Here is a 21,297-nt window from a genome sequence, read left to right as displayed (position 1 = left end):
CGTATGAGCCGGTGTATGAGGTCGTGAAGGTCGTCCGCCTGCCCGTACCCAACGAGATCCGCGACCCGGACTGCATGATCGGCCCGAAGGTCTGGCTCAGGCGGAGGATCCGCCACCTGACGCCCTGGCTCGTGCCCCGCCAGACCCCGCGGACGTGCTGCTGGCACCACCAGGTGGACTGGCACCAGGCCGCCGCCGCGATCCGTCTGGTCCGCCAGGCCCAGGCCGCTGGCGTGCGCGGCGAAGGCATCAGCGACTACGTCATCGACCGTCTTAACGAGCAAGATCTCGGCGACCGGGAACAGGACGCAGTCCTCGCCCTGGCCTGCACCGGCGGAATCGAGCCGAACACCGAACCCAACGCCAAATGGCGTTACTACGAGGGATCGTGTCCGCGGCCAGCTCATCGGCCAACGCCAAGATGACCGCGTTGCTCGCCGCGAACGCCTCCACCGCCGCCACGTACTGATCGACCTTCGCCGCCTCGGCCGCGGTCAGGTCCTGGGCCCGCCAGCGCTCGCCCGTCTCGACCCACAGCCACATGTCGTCGCGCTGCACCTCGAACACCTGCTTGATCCGCTCAACCGTGTGGTCGTCCAGCAGATGCGGGGCCCGTCGCGCCGGCTCCAGGGTCAGCAACTGATCGCGGTTGGCACCCAATTGCTCCAGCACGATCGCGGTCATCATGTCCACGTCAGTCACCGGCCGCCACTCGGGCTCGCCCCTGCCGTCCCTGCCGCCATCACCACGCGCCATGCCGCAGATCGTCCCAGACCGGCACCGGACGCCCACCGCACCTTCACCACATCGAGACCGGGGCCGCCTCCCGCACCATGATCATTCTCAGCGCCAACCGCTGCTCCTGGGTTCCTCAACCCCGATGTGGCCGGGCCACCCCTTGGGGGCATGCAGCTGTCAGGCGGGCTGTGCGGCGGGCGCCGGGGCGGTGGCCTTGTGAGCCTTACTGGTCTCCCGGAGGGTCAGCAGGCCGGTGATCGCGATCAGCGCCGAGGTCAGGCCGTGGATGCCGAACGCGGCGGCGAGCGGGCCGTGGTGGGCCAAGACGTTGATCATGTCGCCGAACGGGGCGACGGCCTCCATCAGCAGGACCCAGCCCAGGGCGCGGCGGTGGCCCGTCAACAGGAGGATGCCGATGACCAGGCCCATCGAGAATTCGCGGGTGCCCTTCATGATGAGGAAGCCGTCGCCGTTGCCGGCGGGCCAGGTCGGCAGGCCAACGCCTTGAGTGGATGCCTCCGGGGCCAGGATGAAGGACAACCCGAGGTAGAGGACGAACAGGGCGCAGACGGTGGCCAGGACGGTGTTGACGTTCTTCAGCGACATGGTTCTTCTCCTTTGACGTTCAGCCTGGGGTGGGGCAGGGGTTCAGCGGCGGATGCGGCGGGCATAGCGGGGGCAGTCGATGACGTGCCAGATGACGCGGACCGGCGCGGGTGGGGGGCAAGATCGCCTTACTCGGTCTCTGACCGCGCCGGCCTGCCGGTTCGTCTTCGTCGATGCCGGTTTTGCCGCGATCCCGCCACCTCCAGTGAAGCCGTGATCCGCTGGGCCGCCATCGGCCTCACGACCCGGCGCCGCCTGGGGTGAGGATTTCCATGAGATGTCCGTCGGGGTCGCGGAAGTAGGCGCCCCTGCGGCCCATGGTGTGCTTACTGCGATAGATCTGCCCGATCTCTTGGCATGCAGGATCGCCGTAGTGGGTGATCCCGCCGTGCTGGATGCGGGCGAGGGCGGTCTGAAGGCTCGGTAACCGTCACCCGGTGGTGCCGGACCCGACGGTGGGCTGGATGCCGGTCTGCCGACGCGCTGGGTGAGCGGTGATGAGGTCTACGGTCAAGACCCACGCCTGCGCACGCTGCTGGAACGGCGCCAGATCGGCTACGTGCTGGCCATCGCGGGCAACCGGCGGGTGAACCTGGACGGGGTCAATCGCAACGCGGCCGACATCGCCGCCAGCGTGGCCGATCGGCGCTGGCGCCGCTACCGCGCAGGTCAGGGCGCCAAAGCACCGCGCTGGTACGCCTGGGCCTGGGCCCGCATCGACGAGGCCGAGCCCGAGGGGTATCGCTGGCTGCTGATCCGCCGCAACCTGGCCACCGGCGAGCAGGCCTTCTACCGCTGCTACGCGCCCGTCCAGCAACCGTTGATGAGCCTGGTCAGCATCGCGGGCATCCGATGGGCAGTGGAAGAGTCCTTCCAAGCCGCCAAGGGCCAGGTCGGGCTCGACCACTACCAAGTCCGAGGCTGGACCGCCTGGCACCGCCACATCACTCTGGCCATGCTCGCCCTGGCCTTTCTAGCCACCCTCGCCGCAGCTCAACCCCGCTGCGACGAGGACCACATCGCCCTGACCATGCCCGAGATCCGCCGACTGCTGGCCATCCTCATCTTGGCCCGCCCCCGCACTACGGACCAGGTCCTGCATTGGTCACAATGGCGCCGCCGCCATCAAGCCACCGCCCGCCGTTGCCACTACCAGCGAAGATCCCAACCATGATCGCGTAGTGTCACTGGAGTATTAGGACGTTGAGGTGGCGCGCAGCCCATCGAGAAGGAGATCGAGGAGCCGGCCGACCTGCTCGTCCCGGTCTGGTTCCGTCTCCGTGGCCAGGGCGATGGCGTTGACGAGTTTGAGCAATTGCCGCACCGTGACGTCCGGGCGGACGGCTCCCGCCTGCTGAGCTCGGGCGAGCAGCGCGGAGGCCGAGGCGAAGACGGCGTCACGGCACCAGGACTCCTCCTGTGTCCCTATCGCGGCCATGAGCGAAGCGGCCAGGCCGCGGGCGGTGCTGCCCTGGGCGACGACGGCTTTGAGCCATGACATCAGCGCCTCGCTGGGCGAAGGTGCTGCAAGCAGTTCCTTGGCCTGGCGGCACAGGGCCTCGATGTGGTCGCGGTGCACGGCTTCAAGCAGCGCCTGCCGTGTCGGGAAGTGGCGGTAGAGCGTCGCGTTGCCGACGCCCGCCCGCTGGGCGATGTCGTCAAGCGGCGCCTGGGAGCCCTGCTCGGCGAAGGCTGCTCTCGCCGCGGTGAGGATGCGCTCGTAGTTGCGCACTGCGTCGGCCCGCATGGGCCGGGCCGGTGGCCGCGTCACGGTTCTCCCGGATTGCGAAAACGGGGATAGTCCCCATATCGTATCGAATAGCTAACCGGGGAAACTCCCCGGTTAGTGGTGAGTGGAGGTCAACGTGCCCGAGCTGGAGGAGTACGCGGCCAGGTACGCCAAGCACTTCGTGATGGAGCGGCATGACGGCGTCCTGCTGCTGCGGATGCACACCGGCGGCGGTCCCGCCGTCATGTCGTCGTCCCTGCACCAGGCCTGGGGACAGGTCTTTCACGAGGCCGGAAACGACCCGGGCAACGAGGTCCTGATCATCACCGGTACCGGCGAGTCCTGGATGGCCGGGCTGGAGCCAGAACTGCGCGAGCGGCGGCCGCCCACCTGGCAGTCCGGCGGGCGCTACCAGATCTACTACGACGGCATCAAGCTGCTGGAGAACCTGGTGTTCGCGGTGGACGTTCCCACGATCGGCGCCATCAACGGCCCCGGCTACCACCACGAGCTCGCACTCATCTGCGACCTGACCCTGTGCACCCCCGGAACAGTCTTCGACGACAGTCATTTCCGTGCCGGCGCGGTGCCGGGCGACGGCCAGCACCTGGCCTTCCAGGAACTCCTCGGCCTCAAGCGCAGCGCCCTGGCCCTCTATAGCGGCGCGGGCATCGGCGCCGCACAGGCGCTGGAGCTGGGCCTGGTCAACGAGGTCGTGCCGGCTGACCGGCTGATCCCACGCGCCCAGGAACTGGCCGCGACGATTATGGCCGCCCCCCGAACCACACGCAGGCTGACCCACGCCGTGCTCCAGCGCCCCTGGAAGCGGCGCCTGGTGGACGACCTGGCCTTCGGCCGAGCACACCAGCTATTCGAAACGTGATCAAGGAGAATCCATGAAGAACATCATTGCGGTGACCGGTGCCACCGGCACCCAGGGCGGCGCGGCAGCTCGCGCACTACTGGCCACCGGATGGCGCGTGCGGGCCCTGGTACGAGACCCTCGATCGGCGAACGCTCGCGCGCTGGCCGAGGCGGGCGCCGAAGTGGTACGCGCGGACATGGACGACCGCGCCTCGCTCGACGCCGCCCTCCGCGGCGTGTACGGGGTCTTCAGCGTCCAGCCCACCATGGGCTACCCGGGCACACCGCCGGACTTCACCATCGAGGACGAGCTGCGGCTCGGCAGGAACGTCGCCGAGGCAGCCGTCAATGCCCGCATCGAGCACTTCGTCTACGCGTCGGTCAGCGCCGCCGACGCCGACCACGGCATCCGCCGCTGGCAGAGCAAGGCGGAATTGGAAGCGTACGCCCGACGGCTTGGCCTGCCGACCACGGTTCTGCGGCCGGTCCGGTTCATGGAGAACCAAGTCGATCCGCGTTTCGGCACCCGCGACGGTGCGATGGCCGACGTCGTCTTCCCCGATGTGCCGGTGCAGCTCATCGCGGGCACCGATATCGGCGCTTTCGCGGCCCTCGCCTTCACCGATCCCGCACAGTACGTGGGCGAGACGCTCGAACTGGCGGGCGACGAGCTCACCATGACCGAGATCGCCCAGATCATGGAGCGCGCGCTGGGCCAGCCGATCACCTACCGAGCCATTCCGCGCGAGGCTCTCCTGGACAAGGGCCATGACGCCCTGGCGGGCTATGAGTTCGCCAACTATGGGGGCGGCTGGCACGCAGACATCCCGGCCCTGCGCGAGCGGCACCCCGGCCTGATGACCTTCGCCACCTGGCTGGAGCACGAGGGCGCGGAGAAGTACGCCGCGGCCCAGTAGCGCGCCCAGCTCAAGCCATCGCCCGCCGATGCCACTACCAGCGCAGATCCCAGCCATGATCTCAATGTGTCACTGGAGTACTTGGACAACGTCCAGCTCTCCCCCTCAGTGAGCACTGGCTGTTCGCCCGCATGCGGCGCCGCAGGCGATGCCTGGCGAGATGCGGTACCGAGCTATGGGTCGGTAAGACTCGCGTTTGCCGCCGACCGGACCCCGCGGGGCCAAGTCCGGACGCGAGGCTGTAGCTGAACGGGCTGGCCGAGGCGCAGTAGTTCAGCCTCGTCTGGTTGGAGACCGAGCCGACCTTCAGCCCGCCGGGGAACGACGCCGACCGGCCCTGCTTGACCAGGACGGGCATGGGGGCCGGCGAGTTGGTCGGCACGAGGCAGACGAAGCCCGCCGGGCAGGCGGCCGCCGCCTGCGTGGTGGCGGCGGCCGGGGTGGTCGTGGTGGCGGCCAGCGAACGGGGAAGGACTGTCCACCCCGGTAACCGGCTGAGCACCGGGAAACGACTTGTCCGGGCGCTTGCAGAATGAGTCGCGTCCGCCGGGCCGGATTTCCGGGAAGCGTCGCGGAACGGCTTGCCGGGCGCGACCGTCCTGCGGCCCGTACGTCACTGGGGTGCGGTGTCGGTCAGCAGGTCGAAGGCCAGACCGCTGGAGCGCCCGCCGCGGCCGGTGTCCCGCCGCACGGTGAGCCAGACGATCACCTGGCCGGTCCGGGTGCGGGTGCGGTTGTACGCGGCGGTCAGGCGGGTGCCCGTGAGAGGGACCTCCTCCTCGTTGATGAAGTACGAGTTCCCGGCGTCGAACCCCTCGCGGAGCAGGGCGGTCCTGGCCGGTACGGGACTGCCGTCCACCTCGCTGGGCATCGTGGCACGCTGCAGTTGCACGCTGCGGTTGTCGCCGGGGACGTGGACCGGGATGAACGGGATCCAGTGCTCCGGGACCGAGCTCATCACCCGGTACGCGGGCGCCGCCCGAGGGTTGTCGAGCCGGGTCGGGGGGTGCAGCCGGCGGCGGAAGGCGAGGGTCTCGGCGGCGGCCTCCGCGCCGGGGCGCGGGTCGCCGGTGGGCATGCGGACGGTCTGCTCGATGCCCCACACCATGTTGGCGTTCTCGTCCCGGGCCAGCTGGACCTCTTCCAGCGCCGGGCCGTCGGTCACCTTCGGCGTTCCGGGCGGCAGCAGGAGGCCGGGCGCGTCGCCGTGGACGTACATCGACCATTGTTGCCAGTCGTGCGCGGCGCCCGCGCCGGCGGGGGTGATCCAGCGGCGGGCGCCGAACACGTCGGTCACCGCGAGCCCCTGTATCGCCGCGAACGTGCCGGTCGGCACGTCGCACGGCAGGATGTACCAGTCGTTGCTGTAGACCAGCGCGAACTCGAGGAAGATCAGCCGGGCCAGGTCGGTGCTGTCGGGGGTGACCGCGGCGAAGTTCGTACGGCCGTCCTCGACCGCCCACCAGCGTGGCAGCGGCATGCCGGTGAACCGGGCGGGCGTGGGGAACACGGTGCGGTTCAGCGCGGCGGGAGTGGCACCGGCGCCGCCGAGCGTGTCGTCGTGGGCCGTCGAGAACGCGTGCCAGTCCAGCTCGCCGCCCGGGTACTCGGGCGCGGACAGCACCGTCTCGCCGCCGGGCCCGGCCGCGGCGACCGAGAAGCGGTGCTCCAGCCGTCGCGGGTCCCAGGGGCTGACCGCGCCCGGCTGGTCGATGAGCTGGTCGAACCAGGCGATCAGGCGGGGGCCGAGGGCGTTGAGCGCGTCGCGGTCCTGCCGCCGCAGCCCGGTGATCCCGTCGGCGGCCGTTCCGCCGCCCTTGACGTGCTGGTACAGCAGGTAGCCGTCCATCCGGCGGCCGGCCACCGCCTGCGTGCCCGCCCAGACCTCCGGGTGGGCCACGCGCTGGGCGTCGGCCTCGGCGTTCGGGTCGGGGAGGGTGATGCGGTAGCGGGCGACGTACTGTTCGGCGACCTCGCGGTTGTGCTGGAGCGAGGCCCGCGCCACGAGCTTCAGCCAGCGGCGGCCCAGCGACAGCCGCAGGTCGAACGAGATCGGCTCGGTCCCGAACGCGAACGGCAGCGGCCGCCTCTCCGCCACCGTCTCCAGGGGACGCCCGGCGGGTAACGCGCCCGGCGGGCTCACCGGGTCGGTGTCGGGGCGGAAGCGGGTCAGCGGGCTGGCCACGACCGAGTAGGTGGCCGTCACCGGCGAGCCGCCGTCGGTGGCGCGGAACTCGCCGAGCTGCCACTGCCGCGCCAGCAGCCACAGCGGGTCACGGACCTCGGCACGCAGCGCCCTGCCGAAGTCGGTGGTACGGGGACGCCCCTCCAGGCGGTTCCACAGGCCCACCGTCGGAAAGTCCCGATGGGCCAGCGCCGCGGGGAGGTCGGCGATACGGGGCTCACTCATGGTCGGCCTTCCATCGTGCGTTGGCGACGGCGAGATCGGTGCTGATGGTGATGGGCTGGCGGGTCGCGGACAGGAGGGTCGCGGGCAGCAGCTGGGCGTACCCGGTGCCGTCGAGCTGCGAGGGCTCCACCAGCCGCGTACGCGCCAGGTCGAACGTCTCGGTGACCGCCGCGACGAGGTCCTCGGCCCGCCACGACCCGGTGGTCACGGGCGGCACGACCAGCAGCATGCTCTGCGGCGGCTCGGAGTCGGGGCTGTCGGCGTGCACGGCGATGCCGGTCGTCTCCCGGTCGGTGGGCAGCACCTCGGTCCACTCGTCGAACAGCAGGCCGCTGGCGGGCCCGGACCCGTCGGGCGGGTCGTCGGCGTAGTGCGCGGTGAACAGCAGCCGGTCCTGGTCGATGGTGGCGCCCGACGCGAGCTCCATGGCCAGCCAGTGGTCGCCGTTCACGAGCGGCAACTGGATCGGCCGCAGCCGCGGCTCCCGGTCCTCGATGTCGTCGAGGTCGTCGTTCCTGAGCGCGTCGCTGAGCAGCGTCACCCGCTCCCACAGCCGCGGCATCTCCCGTACGCGGGCCAGGCCGTGCAGCCAGTCGTCGACGGGGAAGTCCCGGGAGATCGGCGCCCGGGTGAGGTGCTTGACCAGGTCGTCGCTGTCGTCGAACGCGTCGTGCAGGTCGTCGCCGAGATCCTTCGGCAGCGTGTACTCCGGCACGACCAGCGCGTCCGGGCCGAGCAGCGCCCGCAGCGCCTCGATGGTCGCCTTCGTGCGGTCCGGCGCGGTGACGGCGTTGTCGGCGCTGGTCAGCGCGGCGGTGGCGGCGGCGAGGCGGGCGGTGATCTCCTCGCGCAGCGCCCGCGTCCTGGACAGCAGCTCCGCGCCGAACGCGACGACCTTGTCCAGCACCGGGGTCAGGTCCAGCCCGGCCGGGTCGAGTCCGGTCAGCGGCAGCAGGTCGCCGACCTGCTCCAGCAGCTCGCTCAGCTTCGTACGGTCGGTCTTGGCGACGTCCTCCAGATCGTCCTGGCGCCGGGCGAAGATGTCGCGCTGGCGCCCGATGGCGTCGCGGAACCGGTCGGGCCGGTCCGGCGGGTCGGGGTCGGGCGCGGTCGTGAGCAGCGGCTCCACCTCGTGCAACCTGCGGAAACGCTCGTCGTCCGGGGTGCGCCGGGGCAGCGCGTCGTAGGCGGCGAGCAGCGCGTCGGCCTTGGCGAGCGTGCGTCCCATCCTGGCCGCCGTCACGGCCGCGGCCGCCAGCACCTCGGAGAACACGCCGCGCCGCCAGGCGCTCACCTCGCCCCAGCCGCTGCGCACCATGCCGAACCCCGCCGCGGTGGTGACCAGCCGGGCGTAGCGGGTCAGCAACGTGTCGATGTCCTCCACGATGTCGTCGCGCCGCGGCTGCGCGGGGGCGGGCGGGTACAGGCGGCCGAGGTCGTGCAGCAGGTCGTCCACGTCGTCGCCGAGGTCGTCGAGCGACTCGCGGACCGCGACCGGGCGCTGCCTGGGCACCGACACGGCGTCGTCCAGCGTACGGTCGAGCGTGACGGGGCCGGAGGCGGGCACCAGGTCGGTCGGCTTGAGCGGCCGGCCCGTGGTCAGCAGCGTGCGCAGCGCGGTGATCAGCGGCGACAGCTCGAAGAAGGTGACCTTGCCGTCGATGCGGTCGGTGTAGCGGATGGTGAGCTCGGCGTCCGGGCGCGGGTCCTCCCTGTTCACGACGACGCCGATGATCCGGTCGTCCAGGTCGGTCATCGCCGCCTGGTCGGTCGGCCGTACTGTCCACAGCAGGTCGATCGGCGCGAGGTCGACGTCGTCCTGGGTGACCACGCTCTCGTGGGCGCGGCCGTTGACCGGGTCGGTCCAGGTGACGCGCGCGGCGACGGATTCGTCCCGCGGCAGCAGGCTCGGCAGCCAGTCGTCCACGGCCGGTTCCGCCTGCGCGCGGGGAGTGTCGTCGTTCCCGGGGTGCAGTCCGGCCTTCAGCCGCAGCCCGAACCGGTGGGTGAGGGTGGTGCCGCTGCGCGGCGACCTGACCACCTCGGGGTCGGGCGGCAGCCCTTCCTTGGCGTAGGCGTCGAGGGTCGCGGACGCGCGCTCGGGGTTGCCGCCCAGCGCCTGGTGCGTGGCCTCGGCGACGGCGAGGTCGGCGACCGCGTCGTTGGCGGCCAGCAGTCGGTCGGCCTCCTCGCTGATCGCCGTGGTCTGATCGGCGTCCGCCTCCGGCAGACCTTTCAGACCGAAGGGGTACGTACGCGACGCGCCGCTCCTGGTCAGATGGCGGGCCAGGGCCAGGCCGTCGATCACGTTGCGCGCCTCGACCTGCCCGATCTCGTCGGGCTTGTCCTGATCTGCGGCCACGGACTGCGGGATCTTGCCCGACCGCAGCGGGAAGGCCAGCCTGAGCCCCGCTATGAACTTGTCCACCTCGGTCCCGTGGCCGCTCCGGTCGTGCAGGCCGCGCTCGAAGCGGTAGCCCAGCATCGCGCCGAGCGACTGGCCGCGCCGCATCCCGTCGAGGATCGTCAGCGCGAGCCTGACCCGGTCCGCGCCGAGGTTGACCGCGAAGGGGCCCGGGTTCTGCCGGTCGGCGTTGGCGACGTACCCGGCTCGCAGGACGGCCGCCGTACGGGCGTGGCCGGGCGACGGCGCGTGCACGAAACCCTCGTTCTCCGGGTCGTGCAGCAGCGGCTGGGCTCCGGCGAACACCGTCGCCAGCGGGCCGGTCAGGGGGACGGGTTCCAGCCGGTCGATGGCATGCGGCCGTACGTTCTCCAGGTAGCCGTATGCCCCCAGGTGCAGGCCGGGCCGTACGGTGCCGTCGGGCGCGAACCGCAGTTCGGCGAGCCGTTCGGTGGCCAGGCCCAGCCGCCACGCGTCCAGCCGGTACGTGGCCAGGTCGAGGTGCTCGGCCAGCAGCCGTTCCAGGCGGGCGGTCGGCAGGGTGGCCAGGACGTCCAGCGCGCGGGCCTGGTCGGCGAGCGCCGCCGTCGGGCCCGGCTGGTCCGGCGCCTGCTTGCTCAGCGCCGACGGGATGAAGTTGACCAGCAGCTGATCGGGACTGCCCGTGACGAGCGGGGCGGGCGAGTACAGCAGCCGGAAGCGGCTCTCGCTGGCGGCGTCCTCGCCGGGGCCGGGCAGGTGCACGTGGATGAACGGCGGGTCGACCGGCGGCCCGGCGGACTGGCCGGCCGCGGCCGTGAGCGCGCGGGCCGCCTCGTCCCAGCCGAGCAGGATCGCGTGCCGCAGCAGCAGGTACAGCAGCGTCGCCGGGCGCCGGTCCTCGGCGAAGCCCGACTCCAGCCGGATCCCGTTCAGGTTGGTACGCGTCAGCGCGGCCAGCCAGGTCAGATAGTCGCGCCCGTCGGTGGTGTACGGCCGGATGCGGGCGCTCTCCGACAGCGGCCGGTCGTCCACCAGTGGTGCCAGCATCGGCTGGTGGAAGTCGGTGAACAGCCGCCGCAGCAGGTCAGGGTCCCGGCCGGGGCCGGTGTCCGCGCCGAACCGGCTGAGCAGGGCGCGCACCGGGGCGGCCAGCCCGAGCTGCTCCACCGTGGACACGACGGTGCCGCCGAGCCCGGCGAGGTTCTCCCGGTTGAACAGGTCCTCGAGGCTCTGCGCGTACCGCTGGTGGTACTCGGTCGACGTCGGGTGCAGCGCGACCAGGTCGAGCAGTTGCTGGTGCGCGTCGCTCGCGCCGTCGCCCAGGTGCGGCACTTGAGCGGCGGCGGCGGCCCAGTCCTTGCCCGCCTCGGTGAGGACCCGGTTGAGCGCCCGGCGGTGCCCCGCGGAGTCCGGGAAGGCGAGCCGGGAGAACGCGGTGGTGGGCAGGATCCCGTACGGCTGCCGCCCGATCTTCACCACGGGCAGCGGGCCACGGCCGGAGACGTACTTCTGGAAGAAGTCGCGGGTCTTGGCGACGGCGTCCGGGCCGAGCAGCGGGTGCAGTGTCGTCTGCAGGAAGGAGCCCCACGTCGCCGGCCACAGCGCGGTGTTGGCCGCGCGGGCGTCGCGCTGGTCCGTTCCGTCCGCGTTCGGCATGCCGGACAGGACGCCGGGGTCGATGCCGAGCAGGTCGGTGAGCTGCCTGCCGTCGGTCCTCGTCGTCCAGTCCGGCGCCGCCGCGGCGGCGATCCCGCTGGAGGAGCGCAGCGCGGCGGCGGCCTCGTCCTCCTCGTCCTGACCGGCCGGCCGGACCTCGGAGTTGTTGGTCGGCGTGCCCTGCGGCAGCAGGGCGAACCCGTCCGGGCCGCGCAGGTGGCGCTTGATCAGCTCGGTGAGGTCGGCGGCCGTCTTCGTGGGCGCCGCCTGCTCGCGCAGGCCCAGCACGACGAGCCGTTCCACCCCGCCGCGGATCTCGTCGGTGAGCGGGATCCGCACGCCCATGCCGACGGCCACGGCCCGGTCGAAGTCGACGAGCCAGCGCAGCGCGTCCGGCACGTGCAGGACGCCGGTCTGCTCGTTGACGGAGATCTGGTCGCCGGAGCCCGGGTCCGGGCTCACCGCGAGCGTGGCCGGCACCGTGGCGCCGGTCACCGACACCACCTGGCGGGTGCCGTTGAACCCGAGTACCTGGAACCGGTCGGGCAGCAGACCGGCCTTGGCGCCCTGCGTCCAGGCGTCCGTCGCCGTCGTACCGGGAGCGGGCGGCTTCAGCACCAGGAACGCGACGAGCACGTTGTCGCTCGGGCTCGTCAGCGCGCCGTCCAGCCCGAACGGCCGGTTGGCGCGGATGGTGTTCGCCCTGGCGGTTCCGACTGAGGCGAGCAGCGCGGCGTCGGCCTGGCGCAACCGCAGCCGGTCGCCGTGCGCCCGCCACACCGCGCTCCAATAGACGATCGACGGCTGCCGGTTGTTGGCGGCCGGGGCCGCGGCGGACCGGACGACCAGCACCACAGCGTCGTCGGCCGCCCCGGTGGGCTCTTCGGCCGGGTTCTCCGGGGTACGGCCGCGCAGCAGCCACGCCGCGCGGCCCGCCGGTATCCGGGTGGCCAGCTCCTGCCAGGCGGCCTGAAGCCGCGCGGCCCGGCCGCCGGCCGCCCAGCGGGCCGTCCAGTACGCGTCGATCGCGGTGATCTCGGCGTCGGTGGGCTTGGACTCGAACTTGTCCACGGCCCACTCGTCCGGAAAGACCCGGACCAGCAGTTCCGTGGCGGTGAAGCGGGTCTCGACCCGCACCGGCGCGAGCAGAACCGGGAACGCGTCGCTGAGCGCGGTCATCGGGGCACCATTTCCTGAGCGTGAACGGCGACCATGACGGGCACCTGGAGGAGGATGTAGGCGAAATCGGCCGAACCCAGCCCGCTGAACCACAGCGGCAGGTTCTCGTCCTCGCCGTGCTGGTCGAGCTTGCCCGCGTCGTCGGATCCGTCCAGCCCGGCAAGCGGCACGGTGACGGCGGGGTCGAGCGTGAGGAACCCGCGTCCTGCGGGGTCGACGTCGCTCCAGGTCAGGTCGTTCCAGACCTCGATGGGCCCGGCGGGCGCGCCGGGGTCCCGGTCGTCCAGGCCGAAGCGGGGGTCGCCCGGACGTTCCTTCAGCACGAAGAACCAGCCGGGGTCGTCGGGACCGCCGATCGCCTGGTCGGCGGTGAGGCCGAACCCGATCAGGTAGATGTCCGGGTCCACGGTGGCCTCGAAGCGGGGAAGCTGGATCTGCTCGGTCGTCGGCTGACCGGTGATCGTGACCAGGCGGCGCTGCTGCGACTTGTCGGGCAGGCCGTCAGGGCCGGGCGGCCATTCGGCCCGGTGCGCGTAGATGGCGGTGGTCGGGTACTTCTTGAGCAGTTCGCCCCTGACGACCAGGACGATCCCGTCGTGCGGGTTGGAGTTCTCCCCGAGCCTGGCCGTCAGCGGCCAGCGGTGCATCGGCGGGATGTCGTAGTCGCGCTCCCGGCGGTCCGCGGGCGACACCCCGGGCTCCGGCAGGGCGGTGACCGGGTCCCAGAACTGGCGGAACGGGGTGCCGCGCTGGTCGGTCGGGAACTCCCGCCACAGCATCTCGCGGGCCATCTCGTGGTTGAGCCCCGCCATGTACGACTCGATGAACTCGTGGTTGTTGTCCAGGAGCGTCAACGTGTTCTGCGGCAGCAGGTTCAGGTGCGGTACGAACGCGTCGACCCCCAAGCCGAGCAGTGCCCGGAACATCGGCGTGTCGAACACCGGGTACGCCATGGCCTCGGTGAACGCCTCCGCGAACGGCCGCAGTCGCTCCGGGAGGCTGACGGAGCCGTCCAGCAGCGCGCGCGGCACGGTCGTGTCGGAGCGCAGGCCGGTGAGCGTGGCCGTCGTGGTGGTGCCCAGGTCGAGCGGGACCGGCGGCGGGGTCTGACCGACCGCCACACCGGTGTCGATCGCCTGGTGCAGCTCGCGTAGCGCGCTCTTGAACCGGGTCGCCTCGGCGCTGTCGGCGGTGCCGGGGTGCGGGGTGACGGGGTCGCCGGGCGTGCGGAGCACGAAGTCGGGGCTGTGCGCGAGGATGTCGACCGGGTCCGTGCCGGGCGGCCGGTCGGGGTGGAGCACGGCGTTGACGTCGGCCGGGGTGACCAGCGCGCCGGGAGTGATCTTGACGGGTACGGCGACGACCGGGTTGACCGCGTCGTCCATGCGGAACAGCAGGGCGTCCGGCCGTGGGCCCTCCGCGAAGTCCAGCGAGCGGATCAGTCGCGAGCCGGGGCGGATGATCCGCCGCATGGCGGGCGAGACGGGCGCGGCGGCGACCCGGCTTCCGGCCACGTGGAACCCGACGGCGACCTCGCTGTCCTGCCCGGCCACCAGCGAGTTCGCGGCGGTGACGGGGGTGGTGACCCGGGAGTGGGCCGGGGCGGTGAGGGTGAGCGCGCGTCCCGAAGGCGCGGCGGCCGCCGCGGTCCGCGCCGTGCCCGCCGGCAGTTCGAGGTGGCGGGTCTGGAGCGCGTGGCCGACCTCGCGGGCGAGCTGGGCGGCCCGGATCCGGCCGTTGGCCGCCAGCACGTCGCCGACCTGCGCCCAGGCGGCCGCCATCAGCTCCTCGTCGTGGTCCTTCACCACCTGCGCGCCGAGGTTGGCGGCGACGCGGAAGCGCGGGTCCAGGTTCAGCCGGTGCACCCAGTTGTGGTTCTCCTGCGTGGACACCGGTGTGCCGTCCCGGTCGTACAGCAGGCGCGAGGTGCGCGCGTGCCATCGGCCGTACAGCGGCGGCGTGAGGAACGGGTCCGGTCCCGACGTCGGCTGCTGGAAGTCGTCGGCCCGGTTGATGAGGCGGGCCAGCTCCTGCTCGAACGGGTGCGGGTAGAGCGGGGACGGCGACGGCGGGTCGGCGAAGTGGTCCCAGTTCTCCCTCGGATCGACGCTCTCCGGCACGCGCAAAGCGCCGCCGAGCGGCAGCACGCCGCCCTGGTCGGGGATGCCGGGCAGGTCGAAGCCGGGGCCGGCGTGCACGTCGATCTCCCGGACGCCCACCCGGGCGTCGGCTCGGCGGGGCTGCAACTGGCGTACGAGGAACTCGAAGTCTCCGGCCGTACCGGTGCGGAACGCCCAGCGGTGGTAGTACGGCATGCGGTTGCCGACCGGGCGGTTGGCGTAGGGCGGGCCCCAGCTCGAGTACAGCGCGCCCGGCGCTCCGGCCGGGTCGAAGCCGAGTCCGGCCAGCCGCCCGGTCTCGAAGGCCGGCACCAGGAACGCCTCGTACGCGGTCTCGGGCCGCAGGTGGCGCGGGCAGATCAGCCGCGAGCAGGCGCTGTCCGGGTCGGTGGTCAGCACCGTGTCCAGGGCGGCCAGCGGGGCGGCCGTGCTGTCGGTGACGACCGGGCCCGCGAGCGAGCCGTTCACGTGGACGTGCGCCCAGGCGCCGAGCTGGTCGGCGGGCGGCATCGTACGGACCGGGTCGATGATGTCGATGGCGGGCAGCGGGTCCGTGCCGGGGGCGTCGGCGAACTCGGTGCCGACGGCCAGCACCACCAGGGCGAGCCACGGGGTCAGGCGCGCGGTCGACGGGCCGGACGGCGCGGGGCTGTAGCGCCAGGCGAAGTCCTCCTCCACGAACTCGATGTGCGCGAGGAAGTTCGGCTCCACGTTGGCGGTGCCCGGCCGCGGCTCGGTCCGCGAGATCGCCCGCGGGTCCACGCCGACCACGTCGCCCGGCCCGTACAACTGCACGGGACGCCCGGCGTCGTGGGTGATCGTGCCGCCGTCGAGCCCCTCGCCGGAGACGTTGAGCGGGATCTGGACGCTGGCCCGCGCGGCCGTGCCCGGGTCCGCCGTGATCCGGGTGTTGATCCCGGCCCGCAACCACGGCAGGAAGGTGTAGGCGTTGGCGGTCACGAGGTCTCCCCGAACACCTCGGAGGTCGCGGTCAGCTCGACGGCGGCCGGATCTGCGGCGGCCAGCCCGGAGCGGGCGACGCCGCCCGCGACCAGCACCCTGTCGTCGGCCAGCACGACGGCCGCGAACGACCAGCGGCCCGTCACCAGGCCCGGCACGGACGCCCACGCGTCACCGGTGACGTCGTAGGCCAGCACGCTGCGGAAGCCGGACTCGTCGCGGTCGCCCGCCGCGCCGCCCGCCACCATGACCTGGCCGCCGGGCAGCAGGACGGCGCGGTGCAGCGCGCGCCCGGAGGGCATCGCGGTCACCTCGGCCCACTTGCCGGTGTCCAGGTCGAACACCTCGGCCGTGCGCCGGCTGAACGGGTCGTACGGCGCGGTGCCCGGCGAGCCCGGCGCGGTGCCGCCGGTGATGAGCACGCTGGTGTCCGACAGCCGGACCGCGCGGTGGTGCCTGCGGGCGCTGATCAGGCTGCCGGTGGGCGTCCACTTGTCGCGTGCCTGGTCGTAGAGCTCGCAGAACGCCAGCGCCGGGTCGTCGGGGGCGCCGACCGGCGCGGTGCCGCCCGCGACCAGAACCATTCCGCCGTGTAGCGGTACGGCCGTGTGGGCGGTGCGCGCGTCGCTCATGGAGCCCGCGGAGCGCCACTTCTCCTTGCCGGGGTCGAACCGCTCGGCCGAGCGCAGCGCGACCGTGCCGCCCGAGGGGCGCGAGGCGCTGCCGCCGGCGATCAGGACGCTGCCGTCCTCCAGCAGGGTCGCGCTGTGTCCCCAGCGGGGGGTGATGAGGCCGCCGGTCGGGCTCCAGTGTCCCGTCGCCGGGTTGTACAGCTCGGCGGAGCCCTGTTCTGTGCCGCCGTTCAGGCCGCCGACGGCGAGGACGCGGCCGTCGGCCAGGCGGGTGAGCGAGTGCAGGCGCCGGGGCGTGCCCATCGGGTCGGCCCGGTCCCAGGTGTCGTGGTCGGTGCCCTGCTTCTTGCCGAACAGGGCCGCGTCGGCGAGCGAGCCGCCTGCCGCGTCGGCGCCGCCGGCCACCAGCACGGTGCCGTCGGCGAGCGGCACAGGCCCGTCGTGCTGGCCGTGCCAGGCGGCCGGGGTGGGCAGGTCGCCTGCGGTTTTCCAGGTTCCGGCGGGTGGCTCGGTGGCTTTGGGCATGATGGTCATTCCTTTGTTGGTCATGGGATCAGCACCTCGCCGGTGCCTGTGGGGTCGGTGCCGGCCACGCCCGCGGCGGCCAGCACCCGGTCGTCGGGCAGTTCGGCGACGGCGTGGGCGCTACGGCCCAGGAGCAGGCCGCCCAGCGTGCGCCAAGTGCCGGACCCGGGGTCGTAGGAGATGACGGACCGGAAGCCGGCGCTCCGCTCGGGCGCGGCGGTGCCGCCGGTCACCAGCACCTCGCCGGAGCGCAGCAGGATCGCGCGGTGGCCGGAGCGGCCGCCGTCCGGCATCGGCCGCGCCGGGCTCCAGACCTCGCTGACCGGGTCGTACAGCTCGGCGCTCGCGAGGCTGTGCGGGTCCAGCGTGCCGTCGGCGGCCACGACCGGGTCGCCGCCGGTCACCAGCACCCGGTGGTCGGTGAGTAGGACGGCCTGGTGCCCGGCCCGCGCCGTGCCGAGGCTGCCGGTGGTGCTCCACTGCCCGCCGGCCGGGTCGAACACCTCGCAGTAGGCCAGCGGCTCGGCGCGGCCCGCGCCGGTGGGCAGCAGGCCGCCGGTGACCAGGACCCGGCCGTCGTCCAGCAGGACCGCCTGGTGGCCGGTGCGGGCGCTGCTCAGCGTTCCCGTGGTGGTCCACGTGGCGCTCGCCGGGTCGTACAGTTCGGCGGACGCGAGCGCGCCGTCCTCCTGCCCGTCCCGCGCGCCGCTGCCGCCGGCCACCAGCACCCGGCCGTCGCCCAGCACCGTGGCCGAGTGCCCGTGGCGGGCGACGGCCATGCCGGCAGCCGGGGCCCACCGGCCCGCGGCCGAGTCGAAGAGCTCGGCGGAGGCGAGCGGCGCGTGCCCGCTCCCCTGCCCGCCTGTGACGAGCACGCGGCCGTCTTGCAGGCGTGTGGTGGCGTGCCGCCTGCGCGCGGCCCCGAGCGCGGGCCCGGTGGCCCACGAGTCGCCCGCCGGGTCGAACAACTGGGTGACCGGTACGGGCGAGCCGTCGGGGGCGGTGCCCCCGGCGATCAGGACGCGGCCGTTCTGCAGTGGCACGAGATCCACCTCCGACACCGGTGCGGGCAGCACGCCCGCGGGCGACCAGGTGCCGGGCACGCCCGGTGTGACGGCCGCCTCGGCCGCCGGAATCACGTGCAGCTGCCCTGCAAGGTTCGGGTCGAGCGTCACGAATCCGGCGAGCGCGTCCTCGGCCGTCGCGCGGCTGCGGAACGTCGAGGGCACCCGGCGCGTGGTCGTGCCCGGGCGGCTCGGGGGGAAGGCCTGGCGGTTGCTCTTCACGTACGCGACCACGAACCGCTGCTCGTCGACCCGCACGGTGTCCTCGGCCAGGAACGGCTGCCGCTGCCTGGCCTGCCTGGCCGACAGTCCCGAACGGCTGGTGCTCGAACCGCGCAGCAGTTCGTCGAACACCGGCTCGCTGACGCTGTGGAAGCGCTGCACAGGCGCGCCGGCCGCGGCTGCGAGCGCGACTCCGGCCGGTTGCGCGGCGGCGCTGTCGATCAGGTGCAGTTCAAAGCGGACCGCGCGGCGCACGACCCGGGCGGTCGCGAGATTGCCCTGGTCGGAGGTGAGTTCCAGCCCGGCGTCCTGCGTCTCGAACGAGGGCCGCGACAGCTTGGCCGCGTCGGACATCTTCTGGAACTGGGCCATCGCGAACTTCTCGCCGGTGACCGACTTCTCGACGAATCCGCCGTTCTGCGGCGTGGTGAGGCTGAAGCGCCGCCCGTCGGTGATCGGCTGCCCGCCGATCTGGTCCACCCGGACGCCCAGCGGCAGCGCCCGCTGCCGGACGACGAGCGTGCCGAGCGGGTGCAGCACCAGGTCGTCGCCCGCCGGGAGGCTGCGCAGGGAGACCAGCGTACGGACGCCGCCGCTCGGCAGCCGGGTCTCCCAGCTCTCGTTCTTGGCGATCTCCGAGACCAGCAGCGGCAGCCCGAGAACCGTCGGCACGAACAGCGCCAGCTCCTCGCCGAAGGAGAAGTCGAAGTCGGCGGAGATGGAGAAGAACAGGAAGCCGATCGAGCCGCGCCCGTGCACCCGCCACGGGGCCGGTCCCTCCAGCGTGAGGTCCAGGCTGAGGCTGAACACGCCGACCCCGAACGCCTTGAGCGAGACGTGCCCCGAGCTGTGCGCCTTGTAGCGGAACGGGTCGCGGTTGATCAGCCCGTCGAGGGTGAGATGGCCCTCGACCCCGAACGAGCTGAACCCCAGCCGCACCTCGACACCGCCGCCGAACTGCACGGTGTTGGGGGTGAGCGCGAAGTAGCCGGTCACCCGGATGAGCTGCTTGCCCCGGTTGAGCAGGTCCACCGCGAGCCGGCTGGGCGTGGGGAACGGCAGCGGCGGCGGGTGGAACCCCGGGTGGAAGCCGCCGATGGTCACGATCAGCTCGCGGTCGCCGCTCCAGGCCACCAGCAGGCCCATCCCGCCCTCGACGGTCATCCCCACGATGCGCGACTCGACGAGCTTGGCGAAGAACCACAGCCGTCCCTTGTCCCGCTCCAGCGCGCCGAGGAACTGGGCCTGCAGGAGCAGCAGCGGGTCTTCGGGAGAGGGCAGCGCGGCCCGTACGACGCCGAGGATCGCGATGTTGCCCGGCACCTCGATGATCAGGCCGACCGAGGCGGTGATGAGGGGCGGAGTGCCCCACCCGATCTTGGCCATCGGGCCGATGAGGAACGTTCCCTGCTGAACGGGGAAGAACCGGCCGAGGTCGGACAGGATCCGCGGCGCGTTCGCGACCACGTCCTTCGGGAACGCGACCGACTCGATCGCCCCGGTCCGCACGCCCTCGATCAGCGCCTGCAGGTCCATCCTCCGGTTGAGTCCCAGGAGCCCGCCGACGGCCAGCAGCGTGAATCCGGCGCCGAGCTGGATGCCGGAGGGGAACTCCGCGGTGAGCACGATGAGCAGCGAGAAGCCCGGTGAGCCGTCCGGCTGGCGGGTGGTGATGAGCCCGATGCCCTTGACCGCGATGAGGTCGACGATCTCCAGTTCCAGCGCGCCGGCGTACTCGCCGCGGCCGGGGTCGAAGGACAGGAACCCGCCGCCGGACGCGCCGTTCGCGTTGATCTTCAGCCCGACCCCGGTGGGCGGCTTGAAGCCGACGTCGAGGTCGAGGGCGCCGTCCTCGCGCGACAGCTTGATGACCGCTCCCACCCTGTCGGCCACGGCCGCGATCGGGCCGAGCTGGGCGCCGACCGTGCCCGACACCTCCAGGGCGACCCCGTCGTCGGTCAGGCGCAGGCCGAGGTGGAGCGAGCGGATCTCCACCGGGCCGACCTGGAGGTCGACAGGGATGTCGGCCTCGACCCCGCCCGTGCCGCGGAAGCGCAGGCCGGTCGCGCTCGACCAGGACAGTCCCACGTCGGCGTCGAGCTCGATGGAGCCGAACGGCAGGATCGTCCCGAGGAAGCCGTCCGCGTCCGCCAGGTTCAGCACGATCTTGCCGCCCTCGACGGCGGCCTCCAGCACCAGCTCGCCCTCGGCGCGGCCGGCGGCGGCGTTCCAGTCGAGGTCCGCGCCGCCCGTGATACGCAGGGAGCGCGCCTCGACGCGGGAGCTGCCCGCGGTGCCGAGGATGACCAGCGGTGGGCCGCCGGCGGCGGGCGGCGCCTGGACGCCGAACCGCACCGAGCCGCGCACCTCTCCGGACGGCGGCACGACCCGCAGGTCGGCGGGCGGCAGCAGCTCGACGGCCGCCCCCGCCTCCATCGCCGCGTCGGCCGTCGCGACCAGCGCCACGGAGTCGTTGACCGGCACGATGAGCTCGAGATGGTCCTTGGCGTCGAGCCGCAACGTGGCCGCCACACCGGGGATCTGGTCATCGGTCCTGCCGATGTCCACGCCGGCGACCCGCAGGAACGGCGGCGGCCCTGGCTGCGGGAAGGCGAAGTGCGACACCGTGGTCAGGAAGATCGACAGGCGCTGGAGCAGCAGGTCCCAGTCGAAGTCCGGGCCGCCCCAGCGGTAGAGCTCGGTCAGGGTGGCGACGGGGTCGCGCAGGAAGCCGCTCAGCCGGTCCAGGCGCAGCACCCGGCGCACGTGCGTGGGCGCCGCGGGGGTCGCCGCGATCGGCGTCGACTCCAGGACGCCGATCAGCTCCAGCACGTTCGCCACGATCGGCTTCCTGTCCTGGAGATAGGTGATCAGCGCGAAGCCGAACAGCCGCTCCGGCAGCTCACCGGCGAACGCCTCCACCTCGGCCCGGTTCGGCCCGGCCGCCGCCGCGGCCGCCCGGATCGCGCCGGCCACCACGCCGACCGCGTCGGCCACGGTCGTGACCAGCTTGCTGATCGCGGCCACGCTCTCCGCGATCCGGTCCACGTCCTCGGCCTCGATCGCCGCGGCCAGGTCGGACAGCGAGCGCGGCAGTCCGCTCAGCGCCGTGGCGGCGCCGTCCACGGCGTTGCGTACGGGTTGCGCGGCCAGCACGACGCCGGGCGCCGGCAGGCCGATCTCGGCGAACAGCAGCGGGATCTCGTCACCGCGCAGCCGCTGCTCCAAAGGGGCAAACGCCTTGCCCACCTCGAGCATCAGGGATTCGACGGACAATGCCATCGCGGGA

12 protein-coding genes are annotated in these 21,297 nt (G+C 72.7%); 4 read left to right on the top strand and 8 right to left on the bottom strand.

From position 1 onward, the window contains the following. Positions 1-273 precede the first annotated feature (273 nt). Together AB0L53_RS41760 and AB0L53_RS41755 are read right to left on the bottom strand one after the other, a co-directional pair. Positions 274-756, bottom strand: a complete 483-nt coding sequence (locus tag AB0L53_RS41760; protein ID WP_364006763.1) for a hypothetical protein — start codon at positions 754-756, stop codon at positions 274-276. Positions 757-915: 159 nt separating this feature from the next. After that, entirely contained in the window at positions 916-1,344 is a 429-nt protein-coding gene (locus AB0L53_RS41755; protein WP_266435123.1) for a DUF4267 domain-containing protein, read from the bottom strand. Positions 1,345-1,831: 487 nt separating this feature from the next. On the opposite strand from AB0L53_RS41755, the gene AB0L53_RS41750 reads away from it, so the two are divergent. Then, positions 1,832-2,518, top strand: coding sequence for a transposase (locus AB0L53_RS41750; RefSeq protein WP_364006760.1), 687 nt, complete (start codon positions 1,832-1,834; stop codon positions 2,516-2,518). A gap of 21 nt (positions 2,519-2,539) precedes the next feature. On the opposite strand, the gene AB0L53_RS41745 is transcribed toward AB0L53_RS41750, so the two are convergent. Beyond that, positions 2,540-3,115 carry a TetR/AcrR family transcriptional regulator gene (locus AB0L53_RS41745; RefSeq protein WP_364006757.1) on the bottom strand — a complete coding sequence of 192 codons (576 nt, stop codon included), beginning with the start codon at positions 3,113-3,115 and terminating at the stop codon, positions 2,540-2,542. A 94-nt stretch (positions 3,116-3,209) separates the two neighbouring features. On the opposite strand from AB0L53_RS41745, the gene AB0L53_RS41740 reads away from it, so the two are divergent. The 3 genes from AB0L53_RS41740 to AB0L53_RS41730 all read left to right on the top strand — a co-directional run bounded on the left by AB0L53_RS41740 (position 3,210) and on the right by AB0L53_RS41730 (position 5,390). Beyond that, the gene (locus tag AB0L53_RS41740) at positions 3,210-3,956 is read left to right on the top strand and encodes an enoyl-CoA hydratase/isomerase family protein (protein ID WP_364006754.1); all 747 of its coding nucleotides are present in this window, start codon (positions 3,210-3,212) and stop codon (positions 3,954-3,956) included. A 13-nt stretch (positions 3,957-3,969) separates the two neighbouring features. Beyond that, complete coding sequence (locus tag AB0L53_RS41735; protein WP_364006751.1) at positions 3,970-4,854, top strand: NmrA/HSCARG family protein; 885 nt, start codon at positions 3,970-3,972, stop codon at positions 4,852-4,854. A gap of 287 nt (positions 4,855-5,141) precedes the next feature. After that, positions 5,142-5,390 carry a hypothetical protein gene (locus AB0L53_RS41730; protein ID WP_364006748.1) on the top strand — a complete coding sequence of 83 codons (249 nt, stop codon included), beginning with the start codon at positions 5,142-5,144 and terminating at the stop codon, positions 5,388-5,390. Between the two features lie 77 nt (positions 5,391-5,467). On the opposite strand, the gene AB0L53_RS41725 is transcribed toward AB0L53_RS41730, so the two are convergent. The 5 genes from AB0L53_RS41725 to AB0L53_RS41705 are packed head-to-tail and all read right to left on the bottom strand — an operon-like array spanning position 5,468 to position 21,290. Continuing rightward, complete coding sequence (locus tag AB0L53_RS41725) at positions 5,468-7,264, bottom strand: hypothetical protein (protein ID WP_364006745.1); 1,797 nt, start codon at positions 7,262-7,264, stop codon at positions 5,468-5,470. Next, entirely contained in the window at positions 7,257-12,485 is a 5,229-nt protein-coding gene (locus AB0L53_RS41720) for a hypothetical protein (protein WP_364006742.1), read from the bottom strand. The genes AB0L53_RS41725 and AB0L53_RS41720 overlap by 8 nt, the downstream gene beginning before the upstream one ends. After that, on the bottom strand, positions 12,482-15,565 hold the full coding sequence (locus AB0L53_RS41715; RefSeq protein ID WP_364006739.1) for a hypothetical protein: 3,084 nt from the start codon (positions 15,563-15,565) through the stop codon (positions 12,482-12,484). Before AB0L53_RS41715 ends, AB0L53_RS41720 begins: the two co-directional genes overlap by 4 nt. After that, on the bottom strand, positions 15,562-16,746 hold the full coding sequence (locus tag AB0L53_RS41710) for a kelch repeat-containing protein (RefSeq protein WP_364006736.1): 1,185 nt from the start codon (positions 16,744-16,746) through the stop codon (positions 15,562-15,564). The genes AB0L53_RS41715 and AB0L53_RS41710 overlap by 4 nt, the downstream gene beginning before the upstream one ends. Next, positions 16,743-21,290 (bottom strand): DUF6603 domain-containing protein, encoded by a 4,548-nt coding sequence (locus tag AB0L53_RS41705; RefSeq protein WP_364006733.1) that lies wholly within the window; start codon positions 21,288-21,290, stop codon positions 16,743-16,745. Before AB0L53_RS41705 ends, AB0L53_RS41710 begins: the two co-directional genes overlap by 4 nt. Between the last annotated feature and the right edge of the window lie 7 nt (positions 21,291-21,297).

Origin of the sequence: Nonomuraea sp. NPDC052129, from assembly GCF_040680095.1 — a bacterium.
GTDB lineage: Bacteria > Actinomycetota > Actinomycetes > Streptosporangiales > Streptosporangiaceae > Nonomuraea.
Note: the sequence above shows the minus strand (reverse complement) of the source record. Positions and strands in the feature narration are given on the sequence as shown.

What these genes read in the sequence shown, in the direction of transcription:
- AB0L53_RS41735 (WP_364006751.1), top strand. Translation starts at nt 3,970, where the DNA reads ATGAAGAACATCATTGCGGTGACCGGTGCCACCGGCACCCAGGGCGGC.
- AB0L53_RS41725 (WP_364006745.1), bottom strand. Translation starts at nt 7,264, where the DNA reads ATGAGTGAGCCCCGTATCGCCGACCTCCCCGCGGCGCTGGCCCATCGG.
- AB0L53_RS41755 (WP_266435123.1), bottom strand. Translation starts at nt 1,344, where the DNA reads ATGTCGCTGAAGAACGTCAACACCGTCCTGGCCACCGTCTGCGCCCTG.
- AB0L53_RS41760 (WP_364006763.1), bottom strand. Translation starts at nt 756, where the DNA reads ATGGCGCGTGGTGATGGCGGCAGGGACGGCAGGGGCGAGCCCGAGTGG.
- AB0L53_RS41710 (WP_364006736.1), bottom strand. Translation starts at nt 16,746, where the DNA reads ATGACCAACAAAGGAATGACCATCATGCCCAAAGCCACCGAGCCACCC.
- AB0L53_RS41720 (WP_364006742.1), bottom strand. Translation starts at nt 12,485, where the DNA reads ATGACCGCGCTCAGCGACGCGTTCCCGGTTCTGCTCGCGCCGGTGCGG.
- AB0L53_RS41705 (WP_364006733.1), bottom strand. Translation starts at nt 21,290, where the DNA reads ATGGCATTGTCCGTCGAATCCCTGATGCTCGAGGTGGGCAAGGCGTTT.